The following is a 16,770-nucleotide window of genomic DNA, read 5'->3' as shown; positions in this document are numbered from 1 at the left end:
CTCCTTTAGAAATCAAGTACTTTTTGGACAGCTGCAGAAATGCGGGCTACCGTTGGAAGCCATGCATCCTCAACTTGCGCAAACGGATAAACGGTATCCGGACCTGCAACCCGAAGCACTGGAGCTTCCAGGTGCAGAATTGCTTTTTCATTAATTTGAGCGATTACTTCAGCGGCAACGCCGGAAGTTTTTTGCGCTTCTTGAACGACAATTGCACGGTTCGTTTTTTGGATCGAAGCTACAATAGTATCGATATCGAGAGGCACAAGGGAACGAAGGTCGATAACCTCAGCCTTGATTCCTTTTTTCTCAAGCTCGTCAGCTGCTTTGACAGCCGTGTGAACCATCAAGCCGTAAGCAATGATTGTAACGTCGCTGCCTTCACGAACGACATTGGCTTTGCCGATTTCAACCGTATATTCGCCTTCTGGCACTTCTGTACGGAAAGCATGGTAAAGGTTCAAATGCTCCATGAAAAATACAGGATCATTATCGCGAATAGCGGAAATAAGAAGACCTTTAGCATCGTAAGGATTGGATGGAATAACCACTTTGATACCTGGCGTCTGTACTGCAAGACCTTCCAGGGAATCCGTGTGCAGCTCAGCTGCTTTCACGCCGCCGCCGAAAGGCGTACGGAATACGATTGGCGAGTTGTAGCGTCCGCCGGAACGGTAACGCATACGAGCCGCTTGAATGAACATTTGGTCCATCGCTTCATAGATGAAACCTACGAATTGAATTTCGGCAATTGGGCGGAAGCCTTGAATCCCCATACCCACTGCCAAACCGCCGATAGCGGACTCGGCAAGCGGCGTATCAAATACGCGGTCTTCGCCAAATTCAGCTTGAAGGCCTTCAGTCGCACGGAACACGCCGCCGACTTTACCAACATCCTCGCCAAAAAGTAGTACATTCGGATCCCGTTTAAGTTCAACGCGCATTGCGTCACGGATCGCTTCTTTCATATTCATTTGAGCCATGATCTATAGTTCCTCCTTCGTTAAAGGCTATTATTTGAAATCAGCTTTTTGCTCTTCGAGGTGCTGCGGCGTTGTTTCAAACATCGAGTCAATCAAGCCTTCAACCGTCATTTTTTCAACAGCTTCTGCTTTCTTGATTTGCTCGTTAACAGTCGCTTTCGCTTCTTCCTTCACGCGAGTCGTATCCTCTTCTGACCAGAGACCTTTGCTTTCCAAATATTTGCCGAAACGAATGAGTGGATCTTTAGGAGCCCATTCCGCTTCCTCATCTTTGGTGCGATATTTTGTCGTATCATCCGCCATGGAATGCGCACGATAACGGTAAGTAAGAAGCTCGATCAGCGTAGCGCCTTCGCCGTTGCGGCCGCGCTCAGCAGCATCTCTAACTGCTTTAATTACAGCAAGCACGTCCATGCCATCAACCTGCACGCCTTTGATACCAGCAGCAAGCGCTTTGTGGGCAACAGAATGTGCAGCTGTTTGTTTAGCATAAGGTGTTGTAATCGCATAGCCATTGTTTTGTACAACATAAATAACCGGAAGCTTGAACGCGCCTGCGAAGTTCATGCCTTCGTAGAAATCGCCTTCGGAAGAACCGCCGTCGCCTGTGTACGTAATTGCTACGCGTTTTTCATTCTTTTTCTTGAATGCCATCGCAACACCAGTAGCGTGCAAAATTTGCGCGCCGATGATGATTTGCGGCATTAGAACGTGAACATCCTCAGGGATTTGACCACCATGCTGATGTCCTCTGGAATATAGGAACGCTTGGTACATTGGAAGACCATGCCATACGAGCTGCGGAATATCGCGGTAGCCCGGACAGATGAAGTCATCTTTATTCAAAGCGTATTCGCTACCAATCATGGCTGCTTCTTGACCGGATACTGGAGCGTAGAAGCCCAGACGGCCTTGACGGCCCAAATTCACGGCACGATCATCCCAAGTGCGGGTAAATACCATACGGTACATAATTTCTTTTAATTGGTCGTCCGTAAGCTCCGGCATTTCATCCGGGTTAACAACTTCACCATCAAGCGACAAGACGGACAATGGTGTAACTGGCTCCGTTTGAACTTCATATGGCAGTTTGCTAAGCACTTTGCTCATTGTGAACGCTCACCTCAATCATTAATATTTGAATATTACAGTACTCTGTTATAGAATTATTATAAACCTGTTTAACAAAAATGGTCAAAGCAAAAAGCAAAAAATCCGCTGTATTTTCAACGCTTATGCCCTTTTTGTTAAGAAATTGTATATGTAACAGCTGCCACAAAGTTATATAACAGCATAATACAATGTTGAAACAGTGGAGCTTGTACAGCCTTTCAGTCTGCTGCCGAACTCGCATTACTAAGGCATCTCTCTATTGTTTACCCACAAGCTCCCATTCCATTCAACCAACGGAGGAAGAAATGATGACAGATGAACGTTATTTGAAACGCACCGTCCTCAGGGAAACGGTTGCAAGCAACTATTTGCAAGATGGGCAGCGCTCGCTTCGCGTCTATTTGCCGCCCGGCTACAATGAGCTGCTGAGCTACCCTGTCGTCTACTGCCAGGACGGAGAAGACTTCTTCAACTTCGGAAGAATCGCGACGACGGCGAACCGCATTATTTTGGATGAAGGCGTAGAGCCCTTCATTATTGTTGGCGTCGATGTGAATAAAACATTTCGCACAGCGGAATATGCTCCTGACGGAGACCGCCATGAGGCTTATGTCCGCTTTTTCGGCGAGGAGCTGCTTCCCTTTATAGAAGCAAAATATCCGGTCCGGCGTGAGGCCGAGCATCGCGTGCTTGCTGGCGATTCGCTTGGCGGCACCATCTCCTTTCATCTTGCGCTGGCCTATCCGCAGTTGTTCAACCGTGTGCTTTCTTTATCAGGCGCCTACTTCGAGCGCTCGCTAGAAATTATGGCTGCACAGAATGACCTTTCCTGGCTGGAGCTGTACATGATTGTCGGCCTGCAGGAAACGGCATATGAAACAACAGATAGAGGCGTGTATAATTTTGTCGAATTAAACCGTGAAGCCAAAAAGCTGCTCGAAGAAAGACAAGCTCCCTTTTATTATGCGGAAAAAGAAGGCCAACATCAATGGGGCTTTTGGCAGAAAGAGCTGCCGGAAGCATTAATGTATTTTATCGAGCGCCAATAAGCGCGGCAGCCTTGCCTAACAAATGAAACAAAGCCTTGATTTCCCCCGCCCAAGGAGGAAGCCAAGGCTTTGTTTGTTTATTTTGAGCCATTCTATCAACTGCATGCTCGCTTAGCTTGGTTACTTAAGCTTCACATGGTCCAGCAGCCGCTCGCAGCCTGCATCCACCAATTCAAATACATAATCAAATTGTCCCGTATAATAAGGATCTGGCACATCCGCTACGCCGCGCTCGGGCAGCAGGCTCATAAAGGTCAGCACTTCCGCATTCCCCACACGCGTTCCGAGAATTTCACGCACATCGCGCTCGTTTTTCGTATCCATACAGACAATATAGTCAAAATCCGCATCATCCTGCTGTGTGAACTGACGTGCCTTCATCCCTGTATAGGATATGCCATTCGTGTCAAGCTCTTTGCGTGTGCCCTCATGCGGCGGATGGCCGATATGCCAATCTCCCGTACCCGCCGAATCTACAATAATTTGCTCTGACAGCCCCGCCTGCTCCACCTTGCTGCGAAAAACAGCCTCCGCCATCGGTGAACGGCAAATATTTCCAAGACAAACAAACAACACTTTTTGCTTCATTTAGGCTTCTCCTTTCTCCTGAACAATTTTCTCCCGCAGCGAGCGGCGCGGCAGCTTCCATTTGTAATACACCGACAGCATCCTGAACACGATAATAAGCACGAACAGGAACAGCAAATCGAGTGTTGAATGAAACCAGCCCTTGCCAATAACCAAGCCGCCAATCATCGCCCAAACGGCATAAATTTCATCCCGCAACACAAGCGGTTTGCGCCCTGCCAGTACATCGCGAATGATGCCTCCGCCGATGCCTGTCAGCATAGCCGCTACCATCACCGCGCTGATCGGGTGGTTCATTTGCGTCGCATAGAGCGCGCCCTGAATCGCAAAGGCTGATAAACCGATCGCATCGAAAAAAGCTTCGCTTTTGCGCCACGTATAAATCCATTTAACCGGCAGCAAAAAAGCAATCGTCATCGCGATGAGCGCGATTTTCAGCAAGCTCCCCTGGCTCCAAAGCGAGGTAACCGGAACGCCGATCAGCAAATTCCTTATTACCCCCCCGCCAAACGCCGTAACCAGGCCCAGCACAAAAACGCCAAGTATGTCGTATTCCTCCTCCATTGCCACAACCGCGCCGCTGACGGCAAAGGCAATGGTGCCGATGATGCTGAATACGCCAAAAATCTCCAAATCCAACGTGTACGCCCCCGCTTCCGTTCTCCCGTCCGATGTCATCTATCAGACGGTATGTCCTTTCCCATTTTAGCCCCGCCGCTTTCGTAAAGCAACGACATATTTCGCCAAATCTCTGCCGATTTTCCGTCTGCTGCTGGTGTTCCTGCTCAAAGTAGCTATATACTAGCAAAAGCGACAAGCTACAAGGTGAAACGGCTGTCGCCGTCATTTGGCGGCAAAGCTACAAAAGTGATAAAGAAAGAAGGAAGCGATTATGCCACAACGAATAGTCATTTGCTCAGGCGGCGAGCTTGGAACTTGGGCACTGCCTCATCTGAAGCAGGATGCCTTCCGCATTGGCGCAGACCGCGGCGCACTATTTTTGGTGGAGCAGGGATATTCCCCACAGCTCGCAATCGGCGATTTTGATTCGGTCACTGACGAGCAGCTGGAGCAAATACGTTCCGCCAGCACGGAGCTCATCACTTGTGATCCGATTTATAAAGACTATACGGATACAGAAATGGCTTTGCATTATGCGCTGGAGCAAAATCCAGATGAAATTATTTTACTGGGTGCTTTAGGCACCCGCTTTGACCATTCGTTATCGAATGTACAGCTGCTGGTGCTCGCCGAACAGCGGGGTATCCCCGCCTGTATTATCGACCAACATAACTGTATTACTGTTACTTCCTCTAAACGAATAATACAGAAAGGGCTGTATGCGAATGTTTCCCTGCTGCCCTTGTCTTCTGCTGTTTCCGGCATTACGTTAACTGGCTTTCAGTATCCTCTGCATAAAGCAAACTTGCAAATTGGCCAATCCCTTGGCATTAGCAATATACTGACGGAGACGGAAGGCAGCATTACGATTGATACTGGGCTGCTGCTCATTATTCAAAGCCGCGATTAAACATTAAACATTAAACATTAAACATTAAACATTAAACAATGAGGAACTAAAAGCACGAACATTATTCAAAAGCCTCTGGCTCCATCTCGATGACCAGCCCTTCCACATGCTTGCGGCTCAGCTGTTTGCGAAGCTTGCGATTCTCCTTGGAATCGAAGACGATGCTCATATCATAATCTTCCCCAGGATAAAGCTCCTCCCTGCTGATCGACAGCTTGAGCCGCTTTCGGTTAAAGGCCAGCTTGCGGCCCTGCACCTGAACAATGACTTCTCCACGGGCATCAGCCGGACGAAAAACGATACCCAGGCGCTTGAGCGGATAAATCCATACCGCATCGCCCGCTTGAAAGGGCTGCAAGGCGCTTTTACCGGCGCCCTCTTGTTTTTTGCTGCTATTTTTGACATCAATCTCCGTATGAGCTTCGCTACTATCTTCGGCATGCACGGTTGCAGCATCTGGGTTTAACATTGTTACCTGCTGGCGGTTAACTGCGAGCTGCTCCGCACGCTGCATAACCCGCTCCGGTAAACCGTAACGGCGGGCAATGGCGAAGGCTTGGCTTTCGCCTGCCTCCCCAATGATCAATTGATACAGCGGAAGCAGCGTCTGCGGATCAAAAGCCATCCGCGCGTTCATGCAGCCCCTCGTACGGGAAGCATATTGCTTAATCTCATTAAAATGTGTCGTTGCCGCTGTTAAAGCTCTCTTCTGGTGAAGCTCCTCCAGCACGGCAATAGATAGCGCTATGCCTTCTCCGGGATCGGTGCCTGCCGCCAGCTCATCCAGCAGCAGCAAGGAGCGCGGTTCGGCAGATTCCAGCATTTCTCTGAGCACCCGGATATGCGAGGAGAAGGTGCTCAAAGATTGCTCCAAGCTTTGCCCATCTCCTAAATCGGCAATAATCGTGCGGAAAATGCCGAATCGGCTCCCTTCCTTTGCTGGAACAAGCAGTCCTGACTGAGCGAGCAGTGCAAGCAGGCCGATTGTTTTTAGTGTTGCTGTTTTCCCGCCAGTATTGGGCCCTGTTATAATGAGCTGACTCCAGCTCGTACCAAGCTCCACATCCAGTGGAACTGCCGACGGGCCAAGCAATGGATGACGAGCCTGCGATAAAGAGATGAGAGGTTCATCGGTTAATTGAAACGATTTCCCATCGTAGGAACGCGAAAGCTTGCCGCGCGCCATAATGAAATCGAAGGAGGCCATCGCCTCTAAATTAAGTCTTAGCTCAGCTTCGTGCGCATCAGCCAGATCGGATAAACCCGATAAAATAACGGTGCGTTCGCGTTCCTCCTCCGCCTCCCACTGCCGCAGCTCGACCTGCAAATCGGCTACATCAACCGGTTCTATGAATAAGGTTTGCCCACTGGCCGATTCATCCCACACCGTACCCGGTACCTGCTTGCGCAGCTCGCGCTTTACTGCGATAACAAGCCGGCCGCTCCGCTTGCTCACTATCGGCTCCTGCAAGGCTGCTTTGTATTTGGAAAGCGAAGCTTCCATTTTACGACTGATTTTGTCCTCGACAGCGTAGCGATGCCTCCTAATTTCCGCGAGCGAAGCGCTTGCCTGATCGGTGAGGCTTCCGTAGCGAATACAGCGGCTCAGCTCTTCGCGCAGCTGCGGGCAATCATGCATGGAATCTGCATAGCTGGCAATGATCGGGGCAATTGCCCGTTTGCTCGCCATGTATCTGCGCATTTGCATGACAGAAGCGAGCCATGTCTGCAATTGCTCCAGCTCCTGCTCAACATAAATGCGTCCTTTGCCAAGCAGTGCCAGAAAAGGATCAATCCCCTCCATAGCGGATAAGGGAACGCTTGCCCCCGCTGCCAGCAAGGCGGAAGCTTCCTCTGTCTCCAACAGCCATGCTTGAATCTGTCTCATTTCTATACTGGGCAGATGGCGTTCCGCTAATATTTTCCCTGCTGGAGAAACCGTATAGCCGATCAATTGTTCCTTCAATTTGTCATATTCCAAACGCTTTAGCGTAGCTTCGTGCATCATTTTCAATCGCTCCTCATTAAATTCGGTTGTATTTCCCATTTCGTTGGCGTGAATGATTCGAAATCAACCGTTTGGCGCACCTATAAAAGCCTATTTACCAAAAAAAACAGGAACAGAACGCATGAGCGTCCCATTCCTGTTTCAATCGGCTGCTATACCTAACCAAGCATTATTAATCATGCCTAACGTAACCGCCACACAAAAACGGTTGTCATTAGCGCAAATAACGCAAAAAAACCGTGCTGCAAGAGCACGGTGGTCAGGCCGCTGCCGAATGGCATTCAGGCGGAGTCCACATGTTCTTAACTCTTGGTATCAGAACGCTGCTGAAGATACGTTCATAGAAACCTGCCTGAACTGCATAAAGCAGCCGGCAAGCCTCCATTCGCCATCAAGCGCGATCTGATCTATCCAATTTATGAGTTAAGAACACCTGTCAACATAAAATAAACCCCTTCCTGAACCATCCAGCCAACAAAATATAACTTCAACTTACTTCAAAAACAAGCTCCTTGTCAACCCTATCGGCGTTTGCAAGAAACTTCATGCTGCTTATGCTACATTGGTCTAGGCCTAGCTATACCGTCACTTCAAGTGCTGCCCTTGCAAATTGCACAGAGGTTGGAAGCCCATAATCGCTATTCAGATCAATGTCATGAGACATATGGGTAAATATCGTATGATTCGGCTGCCAAAGTTGAAGCAGCTCCAGTGCTTCCGTTACATCATAAACAGAGCGGGTTTCATAGGCGAAGGGCTCTTTATAAAAGCTTGTTCCGAGCACAAGCAGATTAAGGCCATAAAGCTGCTGCTGCTGTTCGTCTGTTAGCCCAATCGCGTCAGAGCAATAAGCCCAGGAACGTTTCTCGACCGCATGATCAAAACGAAAAGCATAAGCATAGCCATTTTTGCCATGATTGATTCGCCAGCTCGTTATATCCCAATTGCCCATTCGCAGATTACCGCCGTCTATGGCATGAAAATCAATTTGCCGCTGCAGCCAAGGAAAACGCGCATTAATTTCGCCAATCACCTCAGCCGCTGCAAAAGCCTCGCCCTTGACGTTCAGCCAGCGGCAAGCGTCGGCCCATTCCACAAGACCGCCAATATGGTCAAAATGGGCATGTGTAATTAAAATCCGCCTGACGAACCTGAGTCCAGCCGCTTCCATTTGCCTTCCCCAATCAGGACCGCAGTCAATCCAAACCGGATCATCAGCTCCACCTGCAGGCTCTGCACCCAATCCATCAAGCTGTACGAGTGAACGCAAACGGCGATTAATGCCCGTGCTTCTCGCCTCTTCACATACAGCGCAGCTGCAATAAACACGCGGAACGCCCATCGAATCGCCTGTTCCACGAAAGGTAATACGCATTATAGCGGCAGCAGCGCGACCTGCTCCTGCTGTCGCAACTGATTGATCATATCCAGCCATGCTTGCGGCTTGTTAGGCAGCGCCTCATAATAGCCTTCAAGGAAAGTTACGATGAGCGAAGCCGGCAATAATGCCATATTTTCATCCGCAGGCAGGAAGCTGAGCTGAAGTCCTGTTACCGCTTGACCCTCATGATCCCAAGAAGGATGCACATATGGGAAATCCAATCGGTTATACCCAATATGCGACAATACTTCGCGGCGCACAAATGGATTCATGGGCGTTACGCCGCCAAATGCATGCTGCTCCTTCGTTTCATAGGGGTTATAAATTTCCGCGAACATGCCGATTGATTCTGTACCGGATTGTTCAGCCAGACGCGCCAAATCCTTTTCTCTAGCACGCAGCAGGAAGCGGCCAATGCCCTTGCCCGCTTGTCCGATAATAGTGAAGTCAGTCATCGCTACGCGCAGCTCAGGATAATAACGATATTCGGTGGAGCCTACTACTTTGCCATCTTCTACCGCAACATAAACATGGATGCCAGCATCCTCAAGCGGTTCTCTCCACAGCTCATAAGCCAGCACTTCCTCCGGCGGAAAAATCGTTTGAAGCAGCTTATGCAGCTCAGCAAAATAAGGGTCATCAATGGAGGTAATTCGATGGTACAGCATAAAATATCCCTCTCCTTATGTATCGGTTGTTATTTAATCAGCAGCAAAAAATGGATTGCGCCATTCCATCAGTGCGGCATAGCCACAGGACTGCTCATCTTCCAAATAATTTGCCGCTATGCCTGTCGGCGTACGGCCGCAGCGGAGCAGGAATGAAAGAACAGGGTCGCTGTATATTCCAGCTACGACCCCGCTAACATAACTTTCCGGTGTTATTTCTTCTGCATAGCGATAATAGCCGGGCATCCGCCCGCCGCCAAGCAGCCTTTCAAGCTGCAGGTGCACGACCGTCTCATACATCGTCTGCATTAGCCATTTTCCAATGCCCGACTTTCGGTACTCTGGAATTACACAAATATCTACCACATAAAGCGTATCGCCGCTGCGGTTATGATTGCGAATAAAACCGTTATCCGTAATCGCTTCCCAGCTGTGCGAATGTCCGTAATCGTCCATATGAATGATAAGGCCTGTCATCGAGCCGATAAGCCTGCCACCAACTTCAGCGCAAAGCGCTCCTTCGGGAAACCGGGAAACGTGCTCGGCAAGCTGCTCCTTGCTCCACCATAATTCCGCAGGAAACGGTGGCGGGAAGCTTTCGCGCTGCACATCGATTAGCCCTTCAAAATCCAACTCCGTGTATCGTCTTATTACTGCCTCTACCGGTACGCCCTCATGATATACATATAATTGCTTACGAATAATGCCACATCCCTTCTGCCAGGGAAAGCTTTAATACCAATCGGTATAAAGATCGGTGCGACGGTCCCGCCATGTCGTAACGGAGCCTGCGGTACGCACATCTTCCAGCAGCTTCAAATCAAGATCAGCTACAACGAGCATATCATCATTAATGATTCCTTCTGCCAAAATGCCGCCCGGCGGAAAGGGGATATCGTTTGGCGACAAAATCGCCGCCTGCCCAAAGTTGGCCCGCATAAAATCGACCTTCCGCAGCGAGCCCACTGTACCAGTCGTGACCACATATACTTGATTTTCTATCGTCCGTGCATGAGCGCTATATCGAACGCGATAAAAGCCATGGCGATCATCCGTACAGGATGGGCAAAAAATGACGTCCGCCCCTTTTGCCCTCGCCATCCGCACGATTTCCGGAAATTCGATATCATAGCAGGTTAACATGGCAATCGTGCCATATGGGGTTTGGAACACTTCCAGCCCTTCTCCCGGCGACATCGCCCAGTCGCTCACTTCCGTTGGCGTCAGATGGATTTTCGACTGACGGTCGATCTTACCATCCGGATGAAACAGGTGCGCAACATTGCGAAGCTTGCCGCCTTCCGCTTCTACAACATGGGTTCCTGCCACAATGTGCATATTGTATTCCGCCGCCAGCTTGGTGAACAGTTCTTCATAGGCAGCTGTAAAACTCGGGAGTTTGTCAAAAGCCAATGGTGTGCCGCTGCTGTCGCTGATGGACAACAGCTGCGTTGTAAAAAACTCAGGAAATAACAGAAACTGTGTGCCGTATTCTGAGGCATTGCGCACATAATGCGCGACCTGCTTGGCGAATTGCTCAAATGAGCTGATGTCGGCCAATTTGTATTGAACGGCCGCTACTCTATATTTCAAAACCGACCCTCCTACCGTTACTTTCGTTGTTTAAATTGCAATGTAATCGTCGTGCCAATATCCTGCTGGCTGAATACATCTACCTTGCCATCATGCAAATCAACAATTCGTTTGGCAATGGAAAGACCTAGTCCAGCCCCGCCAGTCGCACGGCTTCTAGCACCGTCGACCCGATAAAAACGTTCAAACAAATGCGGCAGGTCACTCTCTGGAATACCTACGCCTCTATCCTTTACTTCAATCTTGACGATTGTTTTCACTTGGCTAACCGAAACATCAATCGAATCCTTACTATACTTTATGGCATTGTCAAGCAAAATGACGAACAGTTGTTTAATTTTTTCTTTATCGCCATACATTCTGATGATTTTCGAGCTTGTTTTAATCCGAATCGGACGATGAAACGTCGTCTGCAGCATGCCTGCCAGCTCATCAATAGCCTGAACGACATCGAACTGCTCCTGCTTCAACCAATCCTCTTGCTCAGCTTCAGCAAGCGTAAGCATGGACTTGGTCAAATTTTGCATCCGCTTCGCTTCTCGGTCAATCGCTTCAATCGCTTCATCTCGCACTGCGGCATCGTCGCGCCCCCAGCGCTTAAGCATATTGGCGTAGCTGGAAATGACCGTGAGCGGCGTTTTGAGCTCATGAGATGCGTCTGCCACGAACTGCTTCTGCTTCTCGAACGTACGATCGAGCCGCTCAATCATCTGATTGAAAGCTCGGATCAGCTGCTGCAGCTCCGCGGATTCCTCGTGGCTGGTCGTCTCAATAACCCGCAGCTTCCCGCTTCGGTCGATTTCTCGCATCGTCGTGACCATTTGCTGGATGGGCGCTGTCAGTCTGGACGTAAACCAATACGTACCGAATATCGCAAACAAAATCGCACCCGCACTTGTTACCGTGAGAGCGGCCACTAAAATTTGCAAATAATTGTCCAGCTCGTTAAGTACTCTGTTAATTTCCAGCATGCCGACGATTTCGGTCCCATCGTATAGGGGAACGCGCATATACAAAATACGTTCGCCGCCCTTCGAAATCATTCCGGTATCATGCTGGCTGTCGAAAGCTGCTGGAAGCCCCAGCAGCACAGGGTCCGAGCCTGTAATATTGACGACCTTGCTATCTGGCTGCACAATGCGAATCATTTCATTCACATTATAATATTCACTAAGCAAATCCGAATTGTTAAGCCCTTTGCCGCTTTGGATTTGCGGATTTTCCAGCATGAGATTGACTTTGTTCGCGATGACGCGCTCTTCGCTTTCTGTCGTAATTTTAATGACATAAAAATAAACGAAAATGTTAAACAAAATCAATATAAAAATGAGCCAGAAAATCGTGAAGAGCGTAAATCGTTTACGCAGCGTCATGCGTCAGGCTCCTTGACCATATAACCAACACCCCGAACGGTATGAATAAGCTTGTGGCGGTAGCCCTTGTCCAGCTTTTGCCGCAAGTAACGGATATACACATCGACCAGATTCGTCTCGCCGATAAAATCATATCCCCATACTTCGGAGAGAATATCCTCACGGGATTTCTCTTCATTTTTGTTCTCAACCAAATAAACGAGCAATTCAAATTCTCGCGGCGTCAGCTCGATTATAATATCTTTGCGGAAAACTTTGCGCGTACGCAATTCAATCGTCAAATCGCCTACCTTAATCATATCCGAGCCTTCGGATTCACGCGGATTTTGCTGGAATATGCGCAAAATATTGCGAACGCGCGCCAGCAGCTCCTCCATCGCAAACGGCTTCGTAATATAATCGTTAGCTCCATGCTCAAAGCCGCTTACTTTATCGGGAACGGTATCTCTCGCTGTAAGCAATATGACTGGAACTGCATTGCCCGCCTGTCTCAGACGGCGCAGCACCTCAATACCGTTAAGCTCCGGCAGCATGACATCAAGCAGCACAAGCTCCCACTCCCCTGACGAAGCCATTTCATAGCCTGTCCGTCCGTCCAAAGCCGTGCCTACTGTATATCCTTCATGCTCAAGCTCAAGCTGTAAAATGCGGGATATGCCTGCTTCATCTTCTACTACCAGGACACGTTCTTTCATCTTAAGCGTTCACCTACCTTAGCAAATAGTCTGCATGGACCCGTTTTGTACTCATCATAAAGGAATATTCAATTGAAATGCAAGCAAGCCGGACTACTGCCGCTTGCAGTCCGGCTTGCTTGTTTTCTTCAAGCGTTATTACGATCAAGGTGAAACGGCCGAAAGCCGTCCTCTGGCGGCGCGGCACGTTTCAGTCCGAGAAATATAGAGAAAGGATGGCAAAATCATATCCTTTCCTATATTTCAGGCTGCAACTTGATTAATTTTGGGTTTGCATGGACCAGCTTTCGACATCCCAAGTTTTCGTAACCCAATCCTCGTAAAAATCAGGTTCGTGGGATACGAGAACGACGGTGCCTTTGAATACGCTAAGCGCGCGCTTCAACTCGGCTTTTGCAATGACATCCAAATGGTTCGTTGGCTCATCGAACAAAATCCAGTTGCTTTCGCGCAGCATTAGCTTGCAAAGGCGAACCTTCGCCTGCTCGCCACCGCTCAATTGGTTGAGCGCCCGCGTAATATGCTCATTTTTCAAGCCGCAACGGGCAAGAGCTCCACGAACTTCACTTTGCGTCATATGCGAAAATTCATTCCATACATCATCCAGCGGCGTCATCGTAGGCGCCTTGGCTTCCTGTTCGAAATAGGCCGGATGCAAATAATCCCCGCGATAAACTTTACCGTCTAGCGCCGGAACAACGCCGAGAATCGTTTTGAGCAGCGTTGATTTGCCCACACCATTGCAGCCTACGATGGCAATTTTGTCACCGCGCTCAATGAGCATGTTCATCTTAGGCAGCAGCGGCTTATTATAGCCAATGGACAAACCGTCCGCCTCGAATACCGTTTTACCGCTAGTACGGGCCTCTTTAAAACCAAAGGTCGGCTTAGCCGCTTCCTCCGGCTTGTCAATACGATCGATCCGGTCAAGCTGCTTCTCACGGCTCTTCGCCCGTCCAGAAGTCGAAGCACGCGCTTTATTTCGCGAAATAAAGTCTTCCTGCTTCTTGATAAAATCCTTCTGCTTCTCGTAGGCATCAATATGCTGGGCTTTGTTCATATCTGCCATCTCAAGGAATTTCTCATAGTTGGCAGAATAACGCGTCAGCTTGGCAAACTCCAGATGGTAAATGATATCTACCACTTGGTTCATAAAGCCCGTATCATGGGAAATCAGGACGAACGCATAAGGGTACGACTTCAGATAGTTCGTGAGCCAATTAATATGCTCTTCATCCAAATAGTTCGTAGGCTCATCGAGCAATAAGACGGTCGGCTTCTCTAGAAGCAGCTTGGCAAGCAAAACTTTCGTCCGCTGTCCGCCGCTCAAAGCCGTTACGTCGCGTTCAAGCCCAACCGCATTCAGTCCTAGCCCATTCGCCATCTCATCGACCTTGACATCGATTAAATAGAAATCGCCAATTTCCAGCTCTTCCTGAATTTCGCCCATCCGCTCGAGCAACTGCTCCAGCGTATCCGGATCGGCATCGCCCATTTGCAGCGCAATATCATTCAGCTCCTGCTCCAGCAGCAGCATCGGTAAAAATGCGTCCTTCAGCACATCGCGAATCGTCTTGCCTGGCGTTAATTTCGTGTGCTGATCTAGATAGCCATAGCGCACGCGTGGTGTCCATTCTACTTTGCCTTCATCCTTCAGCAGCTTTCCGGTCAAAATGTTCATCATTGTCGATTTTCCCGTTCCGTTAGCGCCTACAAGGCCAACATGCTCGCCAGCCAACAGGCGGAACGATACGTTTTTGAACAAAACGCGGTCGCCAAACGTATGGGATAGTTGCTCTACTGTTAATAAACTCATTTCTACTTAGCTCCATTCATGCACTTGTTTATCGCGAGGATTTGCTCCATTCCCGTGTTGGGTGTATGACAAACAAAGCCTCATCGTATGAAAACGCCCGCAACACCTAGCCTATTCGGTCTTCGTGTCGGTACGCAATACTTGTCGTTTTTAAGCTTATATATGTTTATGCCCGACCTATTGTACCACAAGAGCTGCGCTATTGTGTAAAAATCAATGCGGATTTTGTCTCTTGAAGGGTACTGTCTAGCATCTTCGGCATCTTCGGCATCCTCATTTCCCTTTCCCCTTATTCAGCATTCGGCTAATTAACACAAGCAGCGGATCAAATGACTGCTTTACAGGCATGCAAAGCCGTTTGTCCTCCGTCACCCATTTGCCGCTCCAAAGCACTTTAAGCCATTCAGCTGCTGGCAGCATAGGCAGCGCTGCTAGTGGCCGCTCCGGCAGTAATTGCAGCCATTGCTCCCGCTCCACGAAGCGGTTATCCTTATTCGCCAGCCATACGAGACGACCTTCCTGAGCATTCAGCTTCTGCTGAAGCGTTTGAAGGCGGCGCAGCTGTGGCTGCTGCCATTTTGCCGGAAAAGGATCGGCGACTATACAGACCAGCTGGCACCGAGTTAACCACTCGCCTGCTGCCGGCTCATTGAAGCTGGAAACATCGACAATTTTCACATCATAATGCCGCTGATGCAAATAAAGCTCCCATTTTTCCAAGTCGAACGTTTCTTGCTCTATTTGGGCAGGTTTTTGGGCAAGCCATTGAATAACGCCTTCCTGCCAAGTCCAATAATGATGGAAGACCTGCCTTCCACTCGCATATTGGGAGGGCAGGAGCGCATGCCATTCCGGCCGATTACTTGGAAATTCAGCTGCAAGACAGCTCAATCCCCCTTGACCAAGCAGCTTGGCTAATGTAATAGCTGCAAAGGTTGCCCCCGCTCCGGGTGACAATGGCCATACGCCAATCGTTATTCCATTTGCCGCGCTAATGTGACCTTGCCTGCCTGGGAAGCCCGATGACAGACGGACATGATCGCCACTCAGTTGAACGATAGCCAGCAGTTCGCGCTCTACTTGCTCCATATTTGCGATGCGCTCCTCAAGCCGATAGGCGAGCATCCGGCTAAGCACATGAGCCAGCATGGCAGAGCCCTCTGTCTTCATTCGCCCCTTCCACTTGAAATGAGGCTCTAGGCGTGGAACAACGGGTACGGGCTCATAGTACTCGCCCCCGCTCGCCAAATAATAGAGCAGTGCGCCAAGCCCATATACATCGGTTCGTGGATCGCTTCGGCCGCTGCCCTGGTACTGTTCGGGAGCAGCAAAGCCCGGCGTTCCAAGCTTTGCCGTATCTTGTCCGCCATTTGCCTTAACCTGCCTTGCAATGCCAAAATCAATCAGGCGCAAATGTCCGCTCCCATCCTCTATCATGACATTAGATGGTTTTAAATCCCGGTGAACCATTTGCGGCGTTTGACGGTGCAGATAGTTAAGTGCCGAACACAACTGAAGTCCAAGCTGGGTCACCTCTAACAGTGTTATTTGGCACTGTCGTTTTTGAAACTGTGCTGCAAGCGTTTCTCCATGAATGAAGTCCATCACAACGGCATAGACAGATTGTTTATGTATCGGAAACGCATCCACTATATGAGGGAGATTCGGATGATTTAACCGCACCAGCATGGCTGCCTCTGCGTTAAACGAATGAGTCCCGCCCGCAACCTCCTCTATAGATATAGGCGTAATTTTAATGGCCCGCAGCTTGCCTTGCAGCTTTCGATCTTCCACCGCATATACGATGCCCATTCCACCCTTGCCGAGCACCGAAATAATTGCATAGCGATCCGCTATTATTGAACCCGTCTCCCATAGCGGGAGTTCAACCTCCGCTCCGCTTCTTCCCATTCATCCCACCCTTTCCGTATGAATGCAAAAAATCCCGGCTGGACAGACGAATGGCGTTCGT

15 protein-coding genes are annotated in these 16,770 nt (G+C 49.3%); 2 read left to right on the top strand and 13 right to left on the bottom strand.

Annotated elements, in window-relative coordinates; all coding sequences use genetic code 11:
* Positions 1 to 5: 5 nt before the first annotated feature.
* Positions 6 to 983 (bottom strand): alpha-ketoacid dehydrogenase subunit beta, encoded by a 978-nt coding sequence (locus AC50X8_RS06885; protein WP_056040694.1) that lies wholly within the window; start codon positions 981 to 983, stop codon positions 6 to 8.
* Positions 984 to 1,013: 30 nt separating this feature from the next.
* A complete protein-coding gene (pdhA, locus tag AC50X8_RS06880; RefSeq protein ID WP_056040696.1) occupies positions 1,014 to 2,093 on the bottom strand; it encodes a pyruvate dehydrogenase (acetyl-transferring) E1 component subunit alpha in 1,080 nt (359 codons plus the stop codon).
* Positions 2,094 to 2,404: 311 nt separating this feature from the next.
* On the opposite strand from pdhA, the gene AC50X8_RS06875 reads away from it, so the two are divergent.
* Complete coding sequence (locus AC50X8_RS06875) at positions 2,405 to 3,145, top strand: alpha/beta hydrolase (RefSeq protein ID WP_056040700.1); 741 nt, start codon at positions 2,405 to 2,407, stop codon at positions 3,143 to 3,145.
* A 120-nt stretch (positions 3,146 to 3,265) separates the two neighbouring features.
* Here the strand turns inward: AC50X8_RS06875 and AC50X8_RS06870 are convergent, their stop codons facing one another.
* Together AC50X8_RS06870 and AC50X8_RS06865 are read right to left on the bottom strand one after the other, a co-directional pair.
* Complete coding sequence (locus AC50X8_RS06870; RefSeq protein WP_056040702.1) at positions 3,266 to 3,733, bottom strand: low molecular weight protein-tyrosine-phosphatase; 468 nt, start codon at positions 3,731 to 3,733, stop codon at positions 3,266 to 3,268.
* Positions 3,734 to 4,411: a trimeric intracellular cation channel family protein gene (locus tag AC50X8_RS06865; RefSeq protein WP_494879137.1), complete on the bottom strand. Its 678-nt coding sequence runs from the start codon at positions 4,409 to 4,411 to the stop codon at positions 3,734 to 3,736. It lies immediately after the preceding gene.
* A gap of 211 nt (positions 4,412 to 4,622) precedes the next feature.
* On the opposite strand from AC50X8_RS06865, the gene AC50X8_RS06860 reads away from it, so the two are divergent.
* Positions 4,623 to 5,264, top strand: coding sequence for a thiamine diphosphokinase (locus AC50X8_RS06860; RefSeq protein ID WP_494879318.1), 642 nt, complete (start codon positions 4,623 to 4,625; stop codon positions 5,262 to 5,264).
* A gap of 61 nt (positions 5,265 to 5,325) precedes the next feature.
* Here AC50X8_RS06860 and AC50X8_RS06855 read toward each other — a convergent pair whose 3' ends face one another.
* The 9 genes from AC50X8_RS06855 to AC50X8_RS06815 form a co-directional block, all read right to left on the bottom strand.
* Positions 5,326 to 7,269 (bottom strand): endonuclease MutS2, encoded by a 1,944-nt coding sequence (locus AC50X8_RS06855; RefSeq protein WP_494879317.1) that lies wholly within the window; start codon positions 7,267 to 7,269, stop codon positions 5,326 to 5,328.
* Positions 7,270 to 7,849: 580 nt separating this feature from the next.
* Positions 7,850 to 8,707, bottom strand: coding sequence for an MBL fold metallo-hydrolase (locus tag AC50X8_RS06850; RefSeq protein ID WP_494879136.1), 858 nt, complete (start codon positions 8,705 to 8,707; stop codon positions 7,850 to 7,852).
* Positions 8,647 to 9,321 carry a GNAT family N-acetyltransferase gene (locus AC50X8_RS06845; protein ID WP_494879135.1) on the bottom strand — a complete coding sequence of 225 codons (675 nt, stop codon included), beginning with the start codon at positions 9,319 to 9,321 and terminating at the stop codon, positions 8,647 to 8,649. The genes AC50X8_RS06850 and AC50X8_RS06845 overlap by 61 nt, the downstream gene beginning before the upstream one ends.
* Before the next feature lie 33 nt (positions 9,322 to 9,354).
* Entirely contained in the window at positions 9,355 to 10,026 is a 672-nt protein-coding gene (locus AC50X8_RS06840; RefSeq protein WP_494879316.1) for a GNAT family N-acetyltransferase, read from the bottom strand.
* 27 nt (positions 10,027 to 10,053) lie between these two features.
* Positions 10,054 to 10,914, bottom strand: coding sequence for a carbon-nitrogen hydrolase family protein (locus AC50X8_RS06835; RefSeq protein ID WP_494879134.1), 861 nt, complete (start codon positions 10,912 to 10,914; stop codon positions 10,054 to 10,056).
* Positions 10,915 to 10,931: 17 nt separating this feature from the next.
* Positions 10,932 to 12,287 carry a HAMP domain-containing sensor histidine kinase gene (locus tag AC50X8_RS06830; protein ID WP_056040715.1) on the bottom strand — a complete coding sequence of 452 codons (1,356 nt, stop codon included), beginning with the start codon at positions 12,285 to 12,287 and terminating at the stop codon, positions 10,932 to 10,934.
* On the bottom strand, positions 12,284 to 12,982 hold the full coding sequence (locus tag AC50X8_RS06825; protein WP_046232574.1) for a response regulator transcription factor: 699 nt from the start codon (positions 12,980 to 12,982) through the stop codon (positions 12,284 to 12,286). The genes AC50X8_RS06830 and AC50X8_RS06825 overlap by 4 nt, the downstream gene beginning before the upstream one ends.
* Positions 12,983 to 13,241: 259 nt before the next feature.
* Positions 13,242 to 14,798 (bottom strand): ABC-F family ATP-binding cassette domain-containing protein, encoded by a 1,557-nt coding sequence (locus tag AC50X8_RS06820; RefSeq protein WP_494879133.1) that lies wholly within the window; start codon positions 14,796 to 14,798, stop codon positions 13,242 to 13,244.
* A 273-nt stretch (positions 14,799 to 15,071) separates the two neighbouring features.
* On the bottom strand, positions 15,072 to 16,709 hold the full coding sequence (locus AC50X8_RS06815; protein WP_494879132.1) for a serine/threonine protein kinase: 1,638 nt from the start codon (positions 16,707 to 16,709) through the stop codon (positions 15,072 to 15,074).
* Positions 16,710 to 16,770: the final 61 nt, after the last annotated feature.

It is taken from the genome of Paenibacillus sp. JT22N15, assembly GCF_059383755.1.
This window is presented reverse-complemented; position numbering and strand designations above follow the sequence as displayed.